This is a genomic window from Pseudosulfitobacter koreensis, assembly GCF_024733015.1.
GTDB classification, from domain to species: domain Bacteria; phylum Pseudomonadota; class Alphaproteobacteria; order Rhodobacterales; family Rhodobacteraceae; genus Pseudosulfitobacter; species Pseudosulfitobacter koreensis.
The window spans coordinates 67,770-86,699 of the sequence record NZ_JANKJG010000011.1; the positions used below are offsets into that span (position 1 = coordinate 67,770).

General features: G+C 64.5%; 14 protein-coding genes and 1 riboswitch. Of the genes, 6 read left to right on the forward strand and 8 right to left on the reverse strand.

The genetic code is table 11. The annotated features are described in order from the left end of the window. The first annotated feature begins 285 nt into the window (after window positions 1–285). The gene (locus tag NTA49_RS14190; protein WP_028955124.1) at window positions 286–492 is read left to right on the forward strand and encodes a cold-shock protein; all 207 of its coding nucleotides are present in this window, start codon (window positions 286–288) and stop codon (window positions 490–492) included. A 115-nt stretch (window positions 493–607) separates the two neighbouring features. Here the strand turns inward: NTA49_RS14190 and NTA49_RS14195 are convergent, their stop codons facing one another. Then, on the reverse strand, window positions 608–1,246 hold the full coding sequence (locus NTA49_RS14195; protein ID WP_258295457.1) for an arylesterase: 639 nt from the start codon (window positions 1,244–1,246) through the stop codon (window positions 608–610). A gap of 50 nt (window positions 1,247–1,296) precedes the next feature. On the opposite strand from NTA49_RS14195, the gene NTA49_RS14200 reads away from it, so the two are divergent. Continuing rightward, window positions 1,297–1,980 (forward strand): ABC transporter ATP-binding protein, encoded by a 684-nt coding sequence (locus NTA49_RS14200; RefSeq protein WP_258295458.1) that lies wholly within the window; start codon window positions 1,297–1,299, stop codon window positions 1,978–1,980. After that, entirely contained in the window at window positions 1,977–4,505 is a 2,529-nt protein-coding gene (locus tag NTA49_RS14205) for an ABC transporter permease (RefSeq protein ID WP_258295459.1), read from the forward strand. The genes NTA49_RS14200 and NTA49_RS14205 overlap by 4 nt, the downstream gene beginning before the upstream one ends. 226 nt (window positions 4,506–4,731) lie before the next feature. On the opposite strand, the gene gcvP is transcribed toward NTA49_RS14205, so the two are convergent. The 3 genes from gcvP to gcvT form a co-directional block, all read right to left on the reverse strand. After that, window positions 4,732–7,581, reverse strand: a complete 2,850-nt coding sequence (gene gcvP / locus NTA49_RS14210) for an aminomethyl-transferring glycine dehydrogenase (protein WP_258295460.1) — start codon at window positions 7,579–7,581, stop codon at window positions 4,732–4,734. A 72-nt stretch (window positions 7,582–7,653) separates the two neighbouring features. Beyond that, window positions 7,654–8,013, reverse strand: coding sequence for a glycine cleavage system protein GcvH (gene gcvH, locus NTA49_RS14215; RefSeq protein WP_258295461.1), 360 nt, complete (start codon window positions 8,011–8,013; stop codon window positions 7,654–7,656). 21 nt (window positions 8,014–8,034) lie between these two features. Continuing rightward, entirely contained in the window at window positions 8,035–9,162 is a 1,128-nt protein-coding gene (gene gcvT, locus NTA49_RS14220) for a glycine cleavage system aminomethyltransferase GcvT (protein WP_258295462.1), read from the reverse strand. A 152-nt stretch (window positions 9,163–9,314) separates the two neighbouring features. Next, window positions 9,315–9,405: riboswitch (glycine riboswitch) on the reverse strand. An 88-nt stretch (window positions 9,406–9,493) separates the two neighbouring features. Between gcvT and NTA49_RS14225 the strand changes: the two genes are divergently transcribed. Continuing rightward, window positions 9,494–10,051: a gamma-glutamylcyclotransferase family protein gene (locus NTA49_RS14225; protein ID WP_258295463.1), complete on the forward strand. Its 558-nt coding sequence runs from the start codon at window positions 9,494–9,496 to the stop codon at window positions 10,049–10,051. A gap of 70 nt (window positions 10,052–10,121) precedes the next feature. On the opposite strand, the gene gltX is transcribed toward NTA49_RS14225, so the two are convergent. Continuing rightward, a complete protein-coding gene (gene gltX / locus NTA49_RS14230; RefSeq protein WP_258295464.1) occupies window positions 10,122–11,456 on the reverse strand; it encodes a glutamate--tRNA ligase in 1,335 nt (444 codons plus the stop codon). A 79-nt stretch (window positions 11,457–11,535) separates the two neighbouring features. Further along, entirely contained in the window at window positions 11,536–13,194 is a 1,659-nt protein-coding gene (locus tag NTA49_RS14235) for an NAD+ synthase (protein WP_258295465.1), read from the reverse strand. 201 nt (window positions 13,195–13,395) lie between these two features. On the opposite strand from NTA49_RS14235, the gene NTA49_RS14240 reads away from it, so the two are divergent. Next, on the forward strand, window positions 13,396–14,784 hold the full coding sequence (locus NTA49_RS14240) for an MORN repeat-containing protein (protein ID WP_258295466.1): 1,389 nt from the start codon (window positions 13,396–13,398) through the stop codon (window positions 14,782–14,784). Between the two features lie 2 nt (window positions 14,785–14,786). Here NTA49_RS14240 and NTA49_RS14245 read toward each other — a convergent pair whose 3' ends face one another. Both NTA49_RS14245 and NTA49_RS14250 read right to left on the reverse strand, forming a co-directional pair. After that, entirely contained in the window at window positions 14,787–16,313 is a 1,527-nt protein-coding gene (locus NTA49_RS14245; protein WP_258295467.1) for a cryptochrome/photolyase family protein, read from the reverse strand. Next, complete coding sequence (locus NTA49_RS14250; protein WP_258295468.1) at window positions 16,310–16,966, reverse strand: SDR family NAD(P)-dependent oxidoreductase; 657 nt, start codon at window positions 16,964–16,966, stop codon at window positions 16,310–16,312. The genes NTA49_RS14245 and NTA49_RS14250 overlap by 4 nt, the downstream gene beginning before the upstream one ends. 259 nt (window positions 16,967–17,225) lie before the next feature. Here NTA49_RS14250 and NTA49_RS14255 point away from each other — a divergent pair, with 259 nt between their 5' ends. Beyond that, a complete protein-coding gene (locus NTA49_RS14255) occupies window positions 17,226–18,788 on the forward strand; it encodes a 2-isopropylmalate synthase (RefSeq protein ID WP_258295469.1) in 1,563 nt (520 codons plus the stop codon). The last annotated feature ends 142 nt before the right edge of the window (window positions 18,789–18,930 follow it).

Below are 18,930 nucleotides of genomic sequence, written 5' to 3' on the forward strand. Positions count from 1 at the left end.
ACGGAACTATTTTTTTATCAACTGGTAAAAAATAAAATTTGAGGCGGAGGGTTGTACTTTCCTGCGCGGGCGCTCAAAAATGCGGCACTGCGGATCTTAGGCGTGCTTTTGCCTATTGGCTGCGCGAGTCTCATTTTGCTTGATTTTCATTGCCGCATTGTGCATACGCAAAGTGCGACGTTACACCTATCGACCACACTGCTCCTTTACCGGCCCAGTCTCTCGATCTGTCTAGACTTTGCCGACCTGCCGCATCCCGTGGGCAGTTTTTAAAGGAGAATAACGATGGCTACTGGCACCGTTAAATGGTTCAACACAACAAAAGGCTACGGCTTTATCGCACCCGATGGCGGCAGCAAAGATGTGTTCGTGCACATTTCGGCTGTTGAGCGTTCGGGCCTGACCGGTCTGGCCGACAACCAAAAAGTCACTTTCGACATCGAAAATGGCCGCGACAATCGCGAAAGCGCGATCAACATCGCACTGGCGTAAGCCTTTTGGGCGCAAGCCTTTTTGTTGACATGATAGATGAAACGGGCGCTTCGGCGTCCGTTTTTGTTTGTTCCGGTTTTATTTGCAGAGGGTGCTGCGCAGCGCGGTAAGCCGCTCAGCTTTCGGGGAGCTCCGATATCAGGTTCAGAACCTCCGGCCCCAGTCCCTGCACGATCTGCACCACGCCTTCCGCATTCGGATGAATGCCATCGGCCTGCATCAAGCCGCGCACCTGAGCCGGATCAATGCCGACACCCCCCATGCCTTCGAAAAAACTGGGCGCATAAAGCGTGTCGTATTGTTCGGCCAGCTCTGAATACATCGCATCGAACGCCGCCTTGTACTCGGGCCCATAGTTGCCCGGCGCCTGCATTCCGACCAGCAAGACCTCGACATCGGCCTCTGCCGCCGCCTGCAGGATACCGTCCAGATTGGCCCGGCTGACCGCCGGATCAATGCCGCGCAGCAGATCGTTGCCGCCCAGTGTGACGATCATCGCGTCCACGTCCGGCGTCAGCGTCCAGGCCGCCCGCGACAGGCCGCCCGCCGTGGTGTCGCCCGACACGCCCGCGTTCAGGATCTGCACATCGGCACCCTGTTCGCGCAGCCAGCTTTCCAATTGCGGAACAAAGCCCTCTTCCTGCGGCAGCCCGTACCCTTGGGTCAGACTGTCACCAAGGGCCGCGATCACCACAGGCTCGGCCAGGGCAGGCCCTGACAAAACAACGAGAATACCGACTATCGCCTTGCGCATCGTGATCCAGCCTCCATATCCAAACGTACCCTCTATAAAGGTACGAATTCATGTCCGATCCAGTCCTGACCCTTGAAAATGCGACATTGTCGCTGGATGGCAATGCCGGGCGGGTCGAAATCCTCCACGGCATCAGCCTGCAGATCGCCGCGGGTGAAACCGTGGGTCTGGTCGGCCCTTCGGGATCGGGCAAATCATCGCTGCTGATGCTTATGGGCGGGCTGGAACGGGCGACCGACGGCACCGTCATGGCGCTGGGGCACGATCTGACCCGGTTGGACGAGGATGCGCTGGCGCGCTTTCGCCGCGACAACATGGGCGTGGTGTTCCAGTCGTTTCACCTGATCCCGACGATGACCGCACTGGAGAACGTCGCCACCCCGCTGGAACTGGCGGGTGTGCGCGATGCCTTTGCGCGGGCCGAGGCCGAACTCGAGACCGTCGGTCTGGGGCATCGCACCGGGCACTATCCCTCGCAGATGTCGGGCGGCGAGCAACAGCGCGTGGCGCTGGCGCGGGCGTCGGTGACGCGGCCCCGCATTTTGCTGGCGGATGAACCCACCGGCAATCTGGACCTGGCCAATGGCGATGCGATCATGGACATGCTGTTCGATCTGCGCGACCGCCACGGGGCGACGCTGGTGCTGGTGACCCATTCCAACGCGCTGGCCGAACGCTGCGACCGGGTCGTGCGGCTGGTCGATGGCCGGATCGCCGAGAAGGCCCACGCATGAGCCTGCGCATCGCTGCACGTCTGGCCCGCCGCGAGCTGCGCGGAGGCCTGCACGGATTTCGCATTTTCCTCGCCTGTCTTGCGCTTGGCGTCGCCGCCATCGCCGCCGTCGGATCGGTGCGCTCTGCGATCGACGCAGGGCTGACCCGCGAGGGTGCCGCACTGCTGGGTGGACAGGCCGAACTGGATTTCACCTATCGCTTTGCCACCGACGAAGAGCGCGCGTGGATGGACGAGATCGCACTGGACGTATCGCGCGTCGTCGATTTCCGCTCGATGGCGGTGGTCGACCGTGACGGCACCACCGAGCGCGGATTGACCCAGGTGAAGGGCGTCGACGACGCCTATCCGCTGATCGGCAGTGTCGGGCTGGACCCGGAAATCCCGCTGGATCAGGCACTTGGCGATCAGGACGGGCTGCCCGGTGCGATCATGCAGCAGGTGCTGGCCGACCGGCTGGGCCTGCGCCCCGGCGACACCCTGCGGCTTGGAACACGGGATTTCCGGCTGAGCGCCCTGCTGACCCGCGAGCCTGACAGCGCCGGTGCGGGCTTTGGCCTCGGGCCGCGAACGATTGTGCGCACCGAGGCGCTGCAGGGTTCGGGGCTGCTGGAAACCGGCACGCTCTTCAACACCAAATACCGGTTGATGCTGCCGCCTGATGCCGACCTCGACACGCTGGAAGATGCCGCCGAGGCCAGGTTCGGCGACGCCGGAATGCGCTGGCGTGATTCGCGCAACGGTGCGCCGGGTGTGGCACGCTTTGTCGAACGGCTGGGCGCGTTCCTGGTGCTGGTGGGCCTGTCGGGGCTGGCCGTGGGCGGCGTCGGCGTGTCGGCTGCGGTGCGGGCCTATCTGGCCGAAAAGACCAGCGTGATCGCCACCCTGCGCACATTGGGGGCCGAGCGTGCGACGATTTTCCAGACCTATTTCATCCAGATCGGTGCGCTGTCGCTCTTGGGTATCGCCATCGGCCTGACCCTGGGTGCCGTCACCCCGGTGCTGCTGGCCCCGCTGATCGAAGCCCGCCTGCCGATTCCCGCCAACATCGCGATCTATCCGCGCCCGCTGATCGAAGCCGGAATTTACGGCCTGCTGACGGCGTTCATCTTTACCCTCTGGCCGCTGGCCCGCGCCGAAGACGTGCGTGCCGCGACCCTGTTTCGCGACGCCTTGGGCGGGTCGAACATGCTGCCCAAGACGCGCTATGTGATCGCCGTTGCCACCGGTTTGGTGCTGCTGATCGGGCTGGCCGGACTGTTTTCGGGCACCTGGCGGCTGACGCTGTGGATGGCGGGCGGCATCGCAGGTGCGCTGGTGATGCTGGTGCTGGCGGCCTGGGTCATCCGCTGGACTTCGCGGCGCGGCGCGCGCATGGCGCAGGGGCATCCTGCCTTGCGGTGGGCGCTGGCCGCCATTTCGGGTCCGCGCGAAGGGGCGACATCCACGGTTCTGTCGCTGGGCCTCGGGCTGTCGGTGCTGGCCTCGATCGGGCAGATCGACGGCAACCTGCGCAACGCCATCGCGGGCAACCTGCCCGAAGTCGCGCCCTCGTATTTCTTCGTCGACATCCAGAAGGACCAGATGGAGGGCTTTACCGAGCGGCTGGTCAATGATCCCGCCGTCAGCCGGATCGACAGCGCGCCCATGCTGCGCGGCGTCATCACCCGGATCAACGACCGCCCCGCCCGCGAAGTTGCAGGCGACCACTGGGTCACGCGCGGCGACCGTGGCGTGACCTATGCCACCGAATTGCCCGACCGCACCCAGATCACCGCAGGCGAATGGTGGGCGCCGGATTACGCAGGCCCGCCGCTGATCAGCTTTGCCACGGAAGAGGCCGAGGAGATGGGCCTGAGCCTCGGCGATACCATGACGATCAACGTCCTTGGCCGCGAGATCACCGGCACCATCGCGTCCTTCCGCGAGGTCGATTTCTCGACCGCAGGCATCGGCTTTGTCATGACGATGAACCCCGCCGCCCTGTCCGGCGCGCCGCACAGCTTCATCTCGACGGTCTACGCGACACCCGAAGCCGAAGCGGCGATCCTGCGCGACCTCGGTTCTGCCTATCCCAACATCACGGCGATCCGCGTGCGCGACGCGATCGACCGCGTGGCCGAAGTGCTGGCAGGCATCGCGGCCGCCAGTTCCTACGGCGCTGCGGCGACGTTGCTCACCGGGTTCCTGGTGCTGATCGGTGCCGCGTCGGCGGGCACCCAGTCGCGCACCTACGAGGCGGCGGTGCTGAAAACCCTCGGCGCGTCGCGCAGGCGCATCCTGATCAGCTTCGCCCTGCGCGCAGCCCTTCTGGGCCTTGCCGCCGGACTGGTCGCCCTGGGGGCGGGCATCGCGGGCGGCTGGGCCGTGTCGCGTTTCGTGATGGAGACGGGGTATCAGGTGATCTGGCCCTCGGCGCTGGCGATCATCGCAGGGGGTATCCTCGCCACTCTGGTTGCGGGGCTTGCCTTTGCCTGGGGCCCGCTTTCGGCGCGGCCCGCCCATGTGCTGCGGGCGCGGGAATAGAACTTTCTTGCCTCCGGCGGGGATATTTCCGGCCAAGAGAGATACGAAATATTAACCAATTTGCGATGATCTGGGGGCACGGTACAGGCGGGGACGCCGATGACCGTGCCAGGAGAAACGACAGATCGTTTCAGGAGGAGGAGGCGGTGTCACCAGCGCCTCCTCGTCTTTCTTTTGGCCCCAAATATCCTGGGGGAGGCCCGCACGGGCCGGGGGGCAAAGCCCCCTATTCCGCTGCTTCGGCGTAGGTCTCCATCGGCGGGCAGGTGCAGATCAGGTTGCGGTCGCCGTGCACGTTGTCGACGCGGTTCACCGGCGGCCAGTATTTGTCCACCCGGAATGCACCGGGGGGGAAGCAGCCCTGTTCGCGGGTGTAGGGACGGTCCCAGTCGCGCACCAGGTCTTCCATCGTGTGCGGCGCGTTCTTCAGCGGATTGTTGGCCGGGTCGATCCGGCCCTGCGCGATGTCGTCGATCTCGGCGCGGATCGCCAGCATCGCATCGCAGAAACGGTCCAGCTCGGCCTTGGTCTCGCTTTCCGTGGGCTCGACCATCAGCGTGCCCGCCACCGGCCAGCTCATCGTCGGGGCGTGGAACCCGCAATCGACCAGCCGTTTGGCGATGTCCTCGACCGTGACACCTGCCGTTGCCTCGAACGGGCGCACGTCCAGGATGCATTCATGCGCCACACGGCCCGAGGGCCCCTTGTAGAGCACGTCGAACGCCCCTTCGAGCCGCTTGGCGATGTAATTGGCGTTCAGGATCGCAACCCGCGTCGCCTGGGTCAGACCGTCACCGCCCATCATCAGGCAATAGGCCCAGCTGATCGGCAGCAGCGACGGCGAGCCGAAGGGGGCTGCGCTGACCGGGCCCTCGGTGCCGCCGGTGGCGGGATGCCCCGGAAGATGCGGGATCAGGTGGCTTTTGACACCGATCGGCCCCATGCCGGGGCCACCGCCGCCGTGCGGGATGCAGAACGTCTTGTGCAGGTTCAGGTGGCTGACATCGCCGCCCAGATCGCCGGGGCGCGACAGGCCGACCATCGCGTTCATGTTGGCCCCGTCGATATAGACCTGGCCGCCATGCTGGTGCGTGATCGCCGTCACCTCGTTCACCGTCTCCTCGAACACGCCATGGGTCGAGGGATAGGTGATCATGCACCCGGCCAGACTGTCGGCGTGCAGCGCGGCCTTGGTCCGGAAGTCTTCCAGATCAATATCGCCGTTCTCTGCCGATTTGATCGGCACCACCTTCCAGCCCACCATTTGCGCACTGGCGGGGTTGGTGCCGTGCGCATTCATCGGGATCAGGCAGATGTTGCGGTGCCCCTCTCCGTTCTCGCGGTGATAGGCCGAGATCGTCAGCAGGCCCGCATATTCGCCCTGCGCGCCCGAATTGGGCTGCATCGAGATCGCGTCATAGCCGGTGATCTGGCACAGCTGCTTGCTGAGGTCGGTGATCATCTCGGCATAGCCTTCGGCCTGATCTGCGGGCACGAACGGGTGCAGCAGCGAAAACTCGTCCCATGTCACGGGCATCATCTCGGCGGCCGAGTTCAGCTTCATCGTGCAGGACCCCAGCGGGATCATCGCGCGGTCCAGCGCCAGATCGCGGTCGGCCAGACGGCGCATGTAGCGCATCATTTCCGTCTCGGCGCGGTTCATGTGAAAGATCGGGTGCGTCAGGTAATCCGAGGTGCGGACCAGACCGTCGGGCACGCGGTATTCGTGCGCATAGTCGCTGTCGCTGGCGTCCAGACCGAAGGCGCGCCAGACCGCTTCGATGTCGGCGGGGCGGGTGCGTTCGTCCAGGCTGATGCCGACGCGGGTTTCCCCGACGCGGCGCAGGTTGATGCCCTCGTCCACCGCCGATTTCATCACTGCCGATTGCAGCGGGCCGACATCCACGGTCACCGTGTCGAAATAGACCTTTGGGTCGATGGCAAAGCCTGCGGCCTCGAGGCCACGCGCCATGCGCACGGTCTTGCGGTGGATGCGTTGGGCGATGGCCTTCAACCCTTCGGGCCCGTGGAACACCGCGTACATCGACGCCATCACCGCCAGCAGCGCCTGCGCGGTGCAGACGTTGGACGTGGCCTTTTCGCGGCGGATGTGCTGCTCGCGGGTTTGCAGCGACAGCCGGTAGGCGCGGTTGCCGTGGCTATCGATGCTGACGCCCACGATCCGGCCCGGCATGGCGCGCTTCATCTCGTCGCGGCAGGCCATATAGGCGGCGTGCGGACCGCCGTAGCCCACGGGCACGCCAAAGCGCTGCGTGCTGCCTACGGCGATGTCGGCGCCCATAGCGCCGGGTTCTTTCAGGATGGTCAACGACAGGGGGTCGGCGCTGACGATGCCGATGGCCTTGGCGCCGTGCAGCGCCTCCATCTGGGCGGTGAAATCGCGCACGTGGCCATAGGTGCCGGGATACTGGAAGATCGCGCCAAAGACGGCATCGGGGTCCAGATCCTCGGGCTTGCCGACGATCACCTCGATGCCCAGAGGGGCGGCGCGCGTCTGCATCACGGCGATGTTCTGCGGGTGGCAGTCGCGGTCGACGAAGAAGCCGCGCGCCTTCGACTTCGACACACGCTGCGCCATCGTCATCGCCTCGGCGCAGGCGGTGGATTCGTCCAGCAGCGAAGCATTGGCGACCTCGAGCCCGGTCAGATCGCTGATCATCGTCTGGAAGTTCAACAGCGCCTCGAGCCGCCCTTGGGAAATCTCGGGCTGGTAGGGCGTATAGGCCGTGTACCAGGCCGGATTCTCAAGAATGTTCCGCTGGATCGCGGGGGGCGTTACCGTGCCGTAATAACCTTGGCCGATCAGGCTGGTCAGCACGCGGTTCTTGCCTGCGACCTCGGCCATGTGGTGCAGCAACTCGCGTTCCGACTTGGCCTTGCCGAACTCCAGCGGTTCCTTTTGGCGGATGCCCTTGGGCAGCGTGTCGTCGATCAGCGCGTCCAGATCGCCGGCGCCGAGCAAGTCAAGCATCTGGGCCATCTCTTGCGGCGACGGGCCGATGTGGCGGCGGTTGGCGAAATCGTAAGGCAAATACTCGGTCGGCGTGAACGACATGCAAACGTCCCCTGCTAAAATAATGTTACGGTGGTGGTGCCACCCCCGGTGCAGGGGGCGGCGGAAATCGCATCAGGCGATGAACTTCTGATAGGCGGCTTCGTCCATGAACTCGTCCATCTGCGACGGGTCGCTGATCTTCATCTTGAAGAACCATGCGTCGCCCTGCGGGTCGTCGTTGACCATGCCGGGATTGTCGACGAGCGTCTCGTTGACCTCAATGATCTCGCCGTCGACGGGGGCCAGGATGTCGGAGGCGGCCTTGACCGATTCGATCACCACGACCTCGTCGTCCTTGCTGACCACGGTGCCGACTTCGGGCAGTTCGACGAACACCACGTCGCCCAGCTGTTCGGCGGCGTGGATGGTGATGCCCACGATCATCTCGCCGTCTTCGTCGCGCAGCCATTCGTGTTCTTCTGTAAATTTCATCTGTTGATCTCCTGAAGGGGGTTATCTTTTGAAATTGGCCGGAACAAAGGGCAGGGTCGCCACCTGCACCGGCATCCGTTTGCCGCGCACCTCGCCCCAGAGGGCCGTGCCTGCGGCGGCATGATCGACATTGACATAGCCCATCGCCACAGGTCCACCGACCGTGGGGCCAAAGCTGCCGCTGGTCACGTGACCCACCGGATCGGTCGCCGCCTCGCTGGCATAGATCGCCACGCCCTCGCGCATGGGGGCGCGCCCCGCGGGCAGCAGGCCGACACGTTTGCGGGCAGGGGCGGCCAGTGCGGCGTCAGCGCCGGGAAAGCCGCCCGCGCGGTCGCCATCGGGGCGGCGCACCTTCTGGACGGCCCACATCAGCGCGCCTTCGGCGGGTGTGGTGGCGGTGTCGATGTCATGGCCATAAAGGCACAAGCCTGCCTCAAGCCGCAGCGAATCCCGCGCGCCGAGGCCGATGGGGGCGACGCCGTTTCGCGCCAGCAGGGTGCGCGCCAAGGCCTCGGCCTGCGCTGCGGGCACCGAGATTTCGTAGCCGTCCTCGCCGGTGTAGCCCGAGCGCGACGCCCAGACCGCGATGCCGTTCAGGTCCAGATCGGCCAAGTCCAGATCGGTCAAGTCCATGAAGCGCATGTCGGCGGCACGGGCATCCAGCCCCGCCAAGGCCGCCTCGGCCCCCGGTCCCTGCAGCGCAATCAGCGCGCGGTCGGCCAATTCGGTCACGGTCACCTGCGGTTCCAGCGCGCTGCGCATCCGCGCGATATCGGCCCCCTTGCAGGCGGCATTGACCACCACCAGCAGATCGTCGCCCCGGCGCGCGAACATCAGATCGTCCTCGATCCCACCTGCATCGTTGGTGAAAAATCCATAGCGTTGACGCCCGTCGCCCAAGCCCAGCACATCCTGCGGCACCAGCGTCTCGAACGCGCGCGCGACGGCATCCCAGGAGGCGCCCGTCAGGGTCACCTGCCCCATGTGGCTGACGTCGAACAGGCCCGCGGCGCTGCGTGTGTGGTTGTGTTCACCCATCACGCCCATCGGGTATTGCACCGGCATGGCATAGCCCGCGAAGGGCACCATCTTGGCGCCCAGTTCAACGTGCAAATCATATAGCGGGGTGCGCAGATCGTCAGACATCGGTCTCTCCTTCGACCGGGCCCATTTGCAAAAACAGGCCGGCATCATACGACGCGCCCCAATGGCTGCGCCTGCGATGCCCCCTCTGTCCTGACGCCTGAGATCGTTATCCCTTCGGCGGGTGCGCGCAGGCACCTCTCTCCAGAGTCTTCTTACCCGTCACGGTCCCTTTGGCCTGAGAGTTTCCGGGGCGGTTGCTCCTTCGGCACCGGTATTTGCAACCGGTTCTCCCATGACGGATTGTCGGATAAGTAGCCAAGAGCGTCGGATACAGTCAATAGCCGATAGCATCGTCTTGACACTTCGCCCCCGCCGCCCGACACAAGCGCCCATGAAAGCACCATATTTCTTCGGCTACGGCAGCCTCGTAAACCGTGCGACCCACGCATATCCCGAAGCCCAGACAGCGACCCTGACGGGTTGGCGGCGGGCCTGGGTGCGGGCGCGTGAGCGTGACGATCTGGTGTTCCTGACGGCGGTGTCCGATCCTGCGGCGCGCATTTCCGGCCTGATCGCGGCGGTGCCCAACGCCGACTGGGTGGCGCTGGATGCGCGCGAAACCGGCTATCGCCGCCGCGATGCGACCGAGGCCGTGACCCACGCTGCCAAGGATGCAGAATCCATCGCCGTCTATGCCATCGACCCGCGCGACATGCGCCGCGAAGGGCAGCACCATATCCTGCTGAGCTATCTCGATGTGGTCGTCCAGGGCTTCCTGACCGAATTCGGCGAAGAGGGCGTGGCCGACTTCTTCGCCACCACCTCGGGCTGGGACACCCCGGTTCTGGATGACCGGGCCAAGCCGCAGTATCCCCGCGCGCAGATCCTGACGCCATCGGAAACGGCGCTGGTCGATCACCATCTGGACCGGGTCAAGGCCGCGCTCTGACAGCGCAGCCTTCCCAGCTTCATCTTGCCGGGAAAACTCCCCCCGGAGGGTCGGCCCGCCGTAATGAACCTCAGCCGCGTGCTTTGACCACCTGCAACAGCGGCATCACCACCGACATGTCCGGCCCGTGGCCTTGGCCCGTCAGCGCCTTGCGCAGCGGCATGAAGAGCCCCCGCCCCTTGCGGCCCGTGGCCTCCTTGACCGCTGCCGTCCAGGTGCCCCAGGTGCTTTCGTCGTAGGGTCCCTCGGGCAGCAACGTCATCGCCTCGGCCACGAAATCCGCATCCTCGGGGTCGATATCAGGCTCTGCGCCCTCGCGGAACATCAGCCACCAGGCGTCCAGATCCTTCAGCGTGTTGATGTTCTCGCGGGTGACCGCCCAGAAGTTCGCCGCAAGGTCCGAAGGCACGCCCAGCGCCTCGATGTCGGCGCGCACGTCGTCCAGCGCCAGTGTCTGCAGATAGCGGCCTGTCAGCGGGTACAGATCCTGTTCGTCGAACTTGGTCGGAGCGGAGCCGAAGCGGTTCACGTCGAACCCTTCGATCAGCGCGTCCATGTCGGTGCGCAGTTCGACCGGATCGGACGACCCCAGCCGTGCCATCAGCGACAACAGCGCCATCGGCTGCACGCCCGCCGCGCGCAGATCGCGCAAGGACAGCGTGCCCAGACGTTTCGACAGCGCCTCGCCCTGCGGGCCGGTCAGCAGTGAATGGTGGGCAAAGGCCGGCGGCGTGCCGCCCAGCGCCTGAATGATCTGGATCTGGGTTGCGGTGTTGGTCACGTGGTCCGACCCGCGCACCACGTGGGTCACGCCCATCTCGACGTCATCGACCACCGAGGCCAGCGTATAGAGCATCTGGCCATCGCCCCGGATCAGCACCGGATCGGACACGCTGGCCGCGTCGATCGAGATGTCGCCCAGGATGCCATCGGTCCATTCGATCCGCTCCTTGTCCAGCTTGAAGCGCCAGACACCGCCGCCGCGTTCGGCGCGCAGGGCGTCACGCTCGGCGTCGCTGAGGGCCAGTGCGGCGCGGTCGTAGACCGGCGGTTTGCCCATGTTCAGCTGTTTCTTGCGCTTCAGGTCCAGTTCGGTCGGCGTCTCGAACGCCTCGTAAAAGCGGCCCGCCGCGCGCAGCTTGTCGGCGGCTTCCTCGTAGCGGTCCAGCCGTTCCGACTGACGCTCGACGCGGTCCCAGTGCAGGCCAAGCCATTCCAGATCGTGCTTGATCGCGTCGACATATTCCTGTTTCGACCGCTCGGGGTCGGTGTCGTCGATGCGCAGGATGAAACTGCCGCCCGACTTGCGCGCGATCATGAAGTTCATCAGCGCCGTGCGCAGGTTGCCGACGTGGATGTAGCCAGTGGGCGACGGGGCGAAACGGGTGGTGATCTGATTGGACATGGGCGCTCTCCTGTTGAGCGCCGAAGTGTCACAGGGCGCGGGAATTGTCCAGATCAGGCGACTGCCGGGGCCTTTCGGGTCAGCTTTTGTCGCGCCAGCGGTTCACCAGGGGATAGCGCCGGTCGAGCCAGAATGCGCGCTTGGTCAGACGCGCCCCCGGTGCCGACTGGAACCGCTTGTATTCGCTGAGGAACAGCAGCTTTTCGATCTTTTGCGCCGTTTCGCGCCCGAACCCTGCGGCGACGCAATCGGCGATGCTGCCGTCCTGATCCACCAGAATGTCCAGAATGGCATCCAGTTCGGGATAGTCGGGCAGGCTGTCGCTGTCTTTCTGGTCGTCGCGCAGTTCGGCGCTGGGGGGTTTGGTGATGATCCGCTGCGGGATCACCTCGCCCGCGCGTCCCATCATCCAGTCGCGGTGATTGGCGTTGCGCCAGTCGCAGGTGGTGAACACCCGCGTCTTGTACATATCCTTGATCGGATTGTACCCGCCTGCCATGTCGCCGTAGATCGTGGCGTAGCCCACCGCGACCTCGGACTTGTTGCCCGTGGTCAGCAGCATCTCGCCGAACTTGTTGCTCATCGCCATCAACAGCAGCCCGCGCAGCCGCGACTGGATGTTTTCCTCGGTCAGGCCCGGCTCCAGCCCTTCGAACAGCGGCGCCAGTGTGTTGGTGATCGCGGCGCGGCCTTCGGTGATCGGCACATAGTCGTAATGACAGCCCAGCGCGCGGGCACAGCTTTCGGCATCTTCCAGACTGTCGGGGCTGGTGTATTCCGACGGCAGCATCACGCAGCGGACGTTTTCCGGCCCGATGGCATCGGCGGCGATGGTTGCGACCAGGGCGCTGTCGACACCGCCCGACATGCCCAGCAGAACCTTCTTGAAACCCGTCTTGGCCAGATAGTCGCGCAGCGCCACGACCATCACGTAGTAGTCCTGCTCCCAGTCATCGGGCAGCGGTGCGATATCGCCGCAGGTCACGCGCCAGCCTTCGGGGCCGCGCTTCAGATCCACGTGGGCGATGGTTTCGGCCATCACCGGCAGGCGCATCGCCAGCTTGCCGCCGGGGTTCAGCGCGAAGGACGCGCCGTCGAACACCTGGTCATCGTGACCGCCGACCATGTTCAGGTAGATCAGCGGCAATCCGGTGTCGATCACGCGGGCGACCATGTGGTTCAGCCGAGTCTCCATCTTGCCGCGATAATAGGGCGACCCGTTCGGGACCAGCAGGAAATCGGCCCCGGTTTCCTGAAGGGTTTCGGCGACATCCTCGTGCCATGCATCCTCGCAGATCGGGCTGCCGACGCGCACGTCGCCGATGCTGTAGGGGCCGCCAAGGGGGCCTGCATCAAACACGCGCACCTCGTCAAAGACGGTCTCATTGGGCAGATGATGCTTCAGCACGCGGCTGGCGATGCGCCCGCCGCGGCAGATCAGGTAGGCGTTGAAAAGCTCGGTGCCTTCGACCCAAGGGCCGCCGATGGCCAGCGCCGGGCCGTCGGCGCAATCGCGCGCCAGATCCTTGACCGCCTGGATGGCGGCGGCGTGAAAACCGGGTTTCATCACCAGATCCTGCGCGTTGTAGCCGACGATGAACATTTCGGGCAGTGCCACCAGATCGGCCCCGGCGTCGCGCCCGGCCTCCCATGCGGCGCGGGCCTTGGCGGCGTTGCCTTCGATGTCGCCGACGGTCGGGTTCATCTGCCCCAGCGTGATGCGAAAAGTGTCGGCCATTGGCTGTGCTCCGAAAATTGCCCTTGGGTGCCCCTATACGGTTTGCCTGCACCGCGTGAAAGGCCCCAGCCGGCAATTCGCCGCGCCCACGCGCTTGTGTTGCCATCAAAGCGGGCAAAGCCATTGCGACCCCCTCGCGGTTTCTTTACCCTTTGGCAACGATCCACGGGCGACTGCCCCCATCATCGCCAAAGGTGCCACATGACCCCACGCAGTTTGATCTTTTGCCTTGCCCTGCTTCCCGCCGCCGCCCATGCGCAGCAGGCTCAGGTTCTGACAAAGCAATATGACGATGGCGGGATCTACGAGGGCACCTTCAAGAACGGCCTGCAGGACGGCACCGGCACCTACAAGCTGCCCAACGGCTACGAATATACCGGCACGTGGGTCGACGGAGAGATCAAGGGCGAAGGCGTCGCACGCTTTCCCAACGGATCGGTCTATGAGGGCAACTTTGAAAAGGGCAAACCCCACGGCTTTGGCAAGATCACCTTTGCCGACGGCGGCACCTATGAAGGCGAGTGGGAAGCGGGCGCGATCATGGGCCAGGGCGTTGCGCTCTATGCCAATGGCGTGCGCTACGAAGGATCGTTCCGCAATGCCAAGCACCACGGCAAGGGCGTGATGCAAAGCCCCGGCGGCTATGAATACAAGGGCGACTGGGTCGATGGCGCCAAGCAGGGCGTCGGCACGATCACCTATCCCGACGGCGCGGTCTATGACGGCGAGATCGCGGCGGGCGAACGCCACGGCACCGGCACGCTGACCATGCCCGACGGGCTGGTATACGAAGGCAAATGGGTCGATGGGCAGATCGACGGGACCGGCAAGCTGACGCAGCCCAACGGCGACGTCTACGAAGGCGATCTGGTCGCCGGCCGCCGCGAGGGCAAGGGCCGCGTGACCTATGCCAACGGCGATGTCTACGAGGGCGACTTCAAGGATGACCGCCGCGACGGCTCGGGCACCTTTATCGGCAACGACGGCTATACCTATATCGGCCAGTGGGTCGCGGGCCAGATCGAGGGCGAAGGCCGCGTGACCTATCCCGACGGATCGGTCTACGAAGGCGATTTCCGCGACGATCTGGCCGATGGCACGGGCAAGATCACCTATGCAGACGGATCGACCTACGAAGGGGAATGGACCGCAGGCGTGATCGAGGGTCAGGGCAAGGCGGTCTATCCCAATGGCGTGGTCTATGAGGGCGGCTTTGCCAACGCCAAGAACGACGGTCAGGGTGTCATGACCTATGCCGACGGCTACCGTTACGAAGGCAGTTGGGAAGATGGCCAGCGCCACGGCATGGGCACCGCGACCTATCCCGACGGCACGGTCTACGAAGGCAACTTCGAGAACGGCCAGCGCCACGGCACGGGCAAGATCGTGATGTCGGACGGGTTCACCTATGAAGGCGAGTGGGTCCGCGGCGAGATCAGCGGCACCGGCACCGCGACCTATGCCAACGGCGACGTCTACGTGGGCACGTTTCGCGCGGGCAAGCGGCAGGGCGATGGCACCATGCGCTATTCCACCGGCGAAGAAGCGTCAGGCGACTGGGAAAACGGCGCGCTGCAGCAGGACGGCTAAACTCAGACCACCTCGCCCGCGTCCAGCCGTTTGAGGAAGCGTTTTGCGTCCGACAGAACCGTTTCGCGGCGGTCTTCGTCCATCCGGTCCCAGGTGCCGTACATATTGCCCATGCGCGGGTTCTTCTCGAACCGGTCGCGATGGCGGATCAGGAAATCCCAATAGAGCAGGTTGAACGGGCAGGCCCCCTCGCCCGTCTTCCTGGTGACCTTGTAGCTGCACTGCTTGCAATGGTCGGACATGCGGTTGATGTAGGCGCCCGACGAGACATAGGGCTTGGACGCGATCACGCCGCCGTCGGCGAACTGGCTCATGCCGACGGTATTGGGGGCCTCGACCCACTCGAAGGCGTCGGCATAGACCGACAGATACCATTCGTGCACCTGCGCGGGATCGACGCCCGCCAGAAGGGCAAAGTTGCCGGTGACCATCAGCCGCTGGATGTGATGGGCATAGGCGTTGGCGCGGGTCTGGCCCACGGCCTGCCGCACGCAGCGCATCTTGGTCTCGGTGCCCCAGTAGAAGCCGGGCAGATCGCGTTTGTGGCCCAGCACGTTGCGCTGGGTGTAGTCGCGGCCTTCCAGAAAATAGATGCCACGCACATATTCGCGCCAGCCGATGATCTGGCGAATGAACCCTTCGGCGGCGTTGATCGGCACGTCGCCCGCGTCATAGGCGTCCTGCACCGCCTCGCAGACTTCCAGCGGGGACAAAAGACCGATGTTCATGTAGGGCGACAGGACGGCGTGGTAGAGATAGGGCTCCCCGTCCAGCATCGCGTCCTGATAGTCACCGAACCGCGCCAACGCGTGTTTCACGAAATGCGCCAGCGCATCGAGCGCGCCTTGGCGGTCGGTGGCAAAGTGGAAGGGTTCGAGATCGCCAAAGTTGTCGCCGAACTGGGACGCGACCAGATCCAGCACCGCGCGGGTGGTCTTGTCAGGCTCGAACTGCAGCGGTCCGTCGGTCTTGATGTCGTCGGGCGCGGGCTTGCGGTTGTCGTGGTCGAAATTCCACTGGCCGCCTGCGGGGTCGTCGCCGTCCATCAGCAGGCCGGTCTTGCGCCGCATCTCGCGATAGAAATACTCCATCCGCAGCGCCTTGCGGCCTTCGGCCCAGTCCTCGAACATCGCGTGGCTGGCGATAAAGCGGTCGTCGTCGTGCAGCGCGACCTTCAGCGGGGCATGGCGCAGCTTGTCGATCAACCGCCATTCGCCCGGTTCGGTTGCGATCACTTCGGATGTGCCGCGTTCCTCGGCACGGCGCAGCAGTTCGCCCACGATGCTGCCTGCGTTGTCGGGATCGTCAAGCGTGGTGTAATCCACCGTCCAGCCGTCGTCGCGCAGCTGCACCGCGAACTTGCGCATTGCGGTCAGGATCAGCGCGATCTTCTTGGGGTGGTGCGGGACATAGGTGCCCTCGTCGCGCACCTCGGCCATCACGACCACGTCCCTGGTTTTCTGCGCGGCCTTCAGCGCCGACAGGTTCATGCTCAGCTGATCGCCCAGGACCAGCACAAGGCGGCTCACCAAGGCACCTCCTTGCCTGCCCAGTCAAGGAAACGGCCCGTGTGATCGGCCGTCAGCCCGTCCATCACCGACATCAGGTTGCCTGCCGCCTCGTCGGGGGATACCGACGGATGCCGCCCGAGGTATTTCTCGGTAAAGGGCGTGGCGACCGTGCCGGGGTGCAACGCCACGACCGCCGCCTGCTTGTGGGTGCGGGCCAGTTCGATCGCCGTGGTGTGCACGATCTGGTTCACCGCCGCCTTGGCGCTGCGATAGCTGATCCAGCCGCCGATCTTGTTGTCGCCGATGGAGCCCACGCGCGCGGACAGCACCGCGAACACGCCGTCCGGTTTCAGCAGGTCATGCGCGTGGGACAGCACCAGCGCGGGACCGATGGCGTTGACCGCGAACTGATCCGCCATCGCCTTGGCCGTGATCGCCTTGATAGTCTTTTCCGGCTCTGCCCCGTCGATTTGCAAGGCGCCCGTCGCCACGATCACCCGGTCGAAGGGGCCGAGGCCCACCAGCGCCGTGTCCACCGACGCCGCATCGGTCACGTCGAACCCATCGACGGAGCGCGACAGCGCCGTCACCTTATCGCCGCGCGCGGCATGTGCGGCGCAAAGTGCCGCGCCGATCCCGCCCGAGGCGCCCAATATCAATACATCTGCCATGCCGTGCGACCTAGTGCAGCCTGCACACCCGTCCATGAGACTGAACGGAAATAATAAATCTTCCTCTTTTCATTCAATCCAAGCGCGGTATATGCTCGGGGCATGACACTGGTCGCACATATCCCTTCTGCCCGCGCATCGCGTGCGATCCTGCGTGACCTACTGATCCTAACCCGCCTCTGAGCGTGCCATTCCGGCGCGCCCGCTCAGAGGGGAGTGCCGCGCGCCACAGGCTTTTAGGACAAAAAAGAGATCTCACATGACCCAAGAACAAGACCGCGTTGTCATCTTTGACACGACACTCCGTGACGGCGAACAGTCGCCCGGTGCCACCATGACCCACGCCGAAAAGCTGGAGATTGCCAGCCTGCTCGACGAAATGGGCGTGGATATCATCGAGGCGGGCTTTCCCATCGCCTCGGAAGGCGACTTTGCCGCAGTGGCGGAGATTGCGAAGAACGCAAAAAACTCGGTGATCTGCGGGTTGGCGCGCGCGCAACTGCCCGACATCGACCGCTGCTGGGAGGCGATCAAGCACGCCTCGCGCCCGCGCATCCACACCTTTATCGGCACGTCACCGCTGCACCGGGCCATTCCCAACCTGACGATGGATGAAATGGCAGAACGGATCGACCAGACCGTCAGCCACGCCCGCAACCTGTGCGACAACGTGCAATGGTCGCCGATGGACGCGACCCGCACCGAGGAAGATTACCTGTGCCGCACGGTCGAGATCGCGATCAAGGCGGGTGCGACCACGATCAACATCCCCGACACCGTGGGCTATACCGCGCCGCGCGAAAGTGCGGCACTGATCCGCATGTTGCTGGAGCGGGTGCCGGGCGCGGATGAGATCGTCTTTGCCACGCATTGCCACAACGACCTTGGCATGGCGACCGCCAACAGCCTTGCCGCCGTTGAAGCAGGCGCGCGCCAGATCGAATGCACGATCAACGGCTTGGGCGAACGCGCGGGCAACACGGCGCTGGAAGAGGTGGTGATGGCGTTGAAGGTACGCAACGACATCATGCCGTTCCAGACCGGCATCGACACCACCAAGCTGATGAACATCTCGCGCCGGGTGGCAACCGTTTCGGGCTTTCCGGTGCAGTTCAACAAGGCCATCGTCGGCAAGAACGCCTTTGCCCACGAAAGCGGCATCCACCAGGACGGGATGCTGAAAAACGCCGAAACCTTCGAGATCATGCGCCCCGAGGACGTCGGCCTGACCGAGACCAACATCGTGATGGGCAAGCATTCGGGCCGTGCCGCGCTGCGGTCCAAGTTGGAAGATCTGGGGTTCGAGCTGGGGGACAACCAGCTTAAGGATGTGTTCGTGCGGTTCAAGGAGCTGGCCGATCGCAAGAAGGAAATCTATGAAGAGGACCTGATTGCGCTGATGCGCACCACCACCGATCCCGAGGACGAGCGGATCAAGCTGGTGTCGCTGCGCGTGGTCTGTGGCACCGAAGGACCGCAGCAGGCCGACATGACGCTGGAGGTCGATGGCACCGAACACCAGACCAGCCAGACCGGCGATGGCCCCGTCGATGCGTCGTTCAACTGCATCAAGGCGCTGGTTAGCCACACCGCGCGCCTGCAACTGTATCAGGTGCACGCCGTGACCGAAGGCACCGATGCGCAGGCGACGGTATCGGTGCGGCTGGACGAAGACGGTCGGATCGTCACCGGACAATCGGCGGATACCGACACGGTCGTCGCATCGGTCCGTGCCTATGTCCACGCGCTGAACCGGTTGCTGGTGCGTCGCAAGAAGGGCGGCACGGACAAGCGCGAGATCAATTACAAGGACGTCGGCTGATTACGGTCTGAGCCGCATTCGCAAATTGCAAAAGGGCAGAGGGATCAACCTCTGCCCTTTTTGCGAACATATTGGCGGCAGTCTCGTACACCATCCGGACGCCGCAATCAGACGGGCCCGGAACGGCAAAACGGCCGGGTGT

What these genes read in the sequence shown, in the direction of transcription:
- NTA49_RS14190 (WP_028955124.1), top strand. Translation starts at nt 286, where the DNA reads ATGGCTACTGGCACCGTTAAATGGTTCAACACAACAAAAGGCTACGGC.
- NTA49_RS14195 (WP_258295457.1), bottom strand. Translation starts at nt 1,246, where the DNA reads ATGCGCAAGGCGATAGTCGGTATTCTCGTTGTTTTGTCAGGGCCTGCC.
- NTA49_RS14200 (WP_258295458.1), top strand. Translation starts at nt 1,297, where the DNA reads ATGTCCGATCCAGTCCTGACCCTTGAAAATGCGACATTGTCGCTGGAT.
- NTA49_RS14205 (WP_258295459.1), top strand. Translation starts at nt 1,977, where the DNA reads ATGAGCCTGCGCATCGCTGCACGTCTGGCCCGCCGCGAGCTGCGCGGA.
- gcvP (WP_258295460.1), bottom strand. Translation starts at nt 7,581, where the DNA reads ATGTCGTTCACGCCGACCGAGTATTTGCCTTACGATTTCGCCAACCGC.
- gcvH (WP_258295461.1), bottom strand. Translation starts at nt 8,013, where the DNA reads ATGAAATTTACAGAAGAACACGAATGGCTGCGCGACGAAGACGGCGAG.
- gcvT (WP_258295462.1), bottom strand. Translation starts at nt 9,162, where the DNA reads ATGTCTGACGATCTGCGCACCCCGCTATATGATTTGCACGTTGAACTG.
- NTA49_RS14225 (WP_258295463.1), top strand. Translation starts at nt 9,494, where the DNA reads ATGAAAGCACCATATTTCTTCGGCTACGGCAGCCTCGTAAACCGTGCG.
- gltX (WP_258295464.1), bottom strand. Translation starts at nt 11,456, where the DNA reads ATGTCCAATCAGATCACCACCCGTTTCGCCCCGTCGCCCACTGGCTAC.
- NTA49_RS14235 (WP_258295465.1), bottom strand. Translation starts at nt 13,194, where the DNA reads ATGGCCGACACTTTTCGCATCACGCTGGGGCAGATGAACCCGACCGTC.
- NTA49_RS14240 (WP_258295466.1), top strand. Translation starts at nt 13,396, where the DNA reads ATGACCCCACGCAGTTTGATCTTTTGCCTTGCCCTGCTTCCCGCCGCC.
- NTA49_RS14250 (WP_258295468.1), bottom strand. Translation starts at nt 16,966, where the DNA reads ATGGCAGATGTATTGATATTGGGCGCCTCGGGCGGGATCGGCGCGGCA.
- NTA49_RS14255 (WP_258295469.1), top strand. Translation starts at nt 17,226, where the DNA reads ATGACCCAAGAACAAGACCGCGTTGTCATCTTTGACACGACACTCCGT.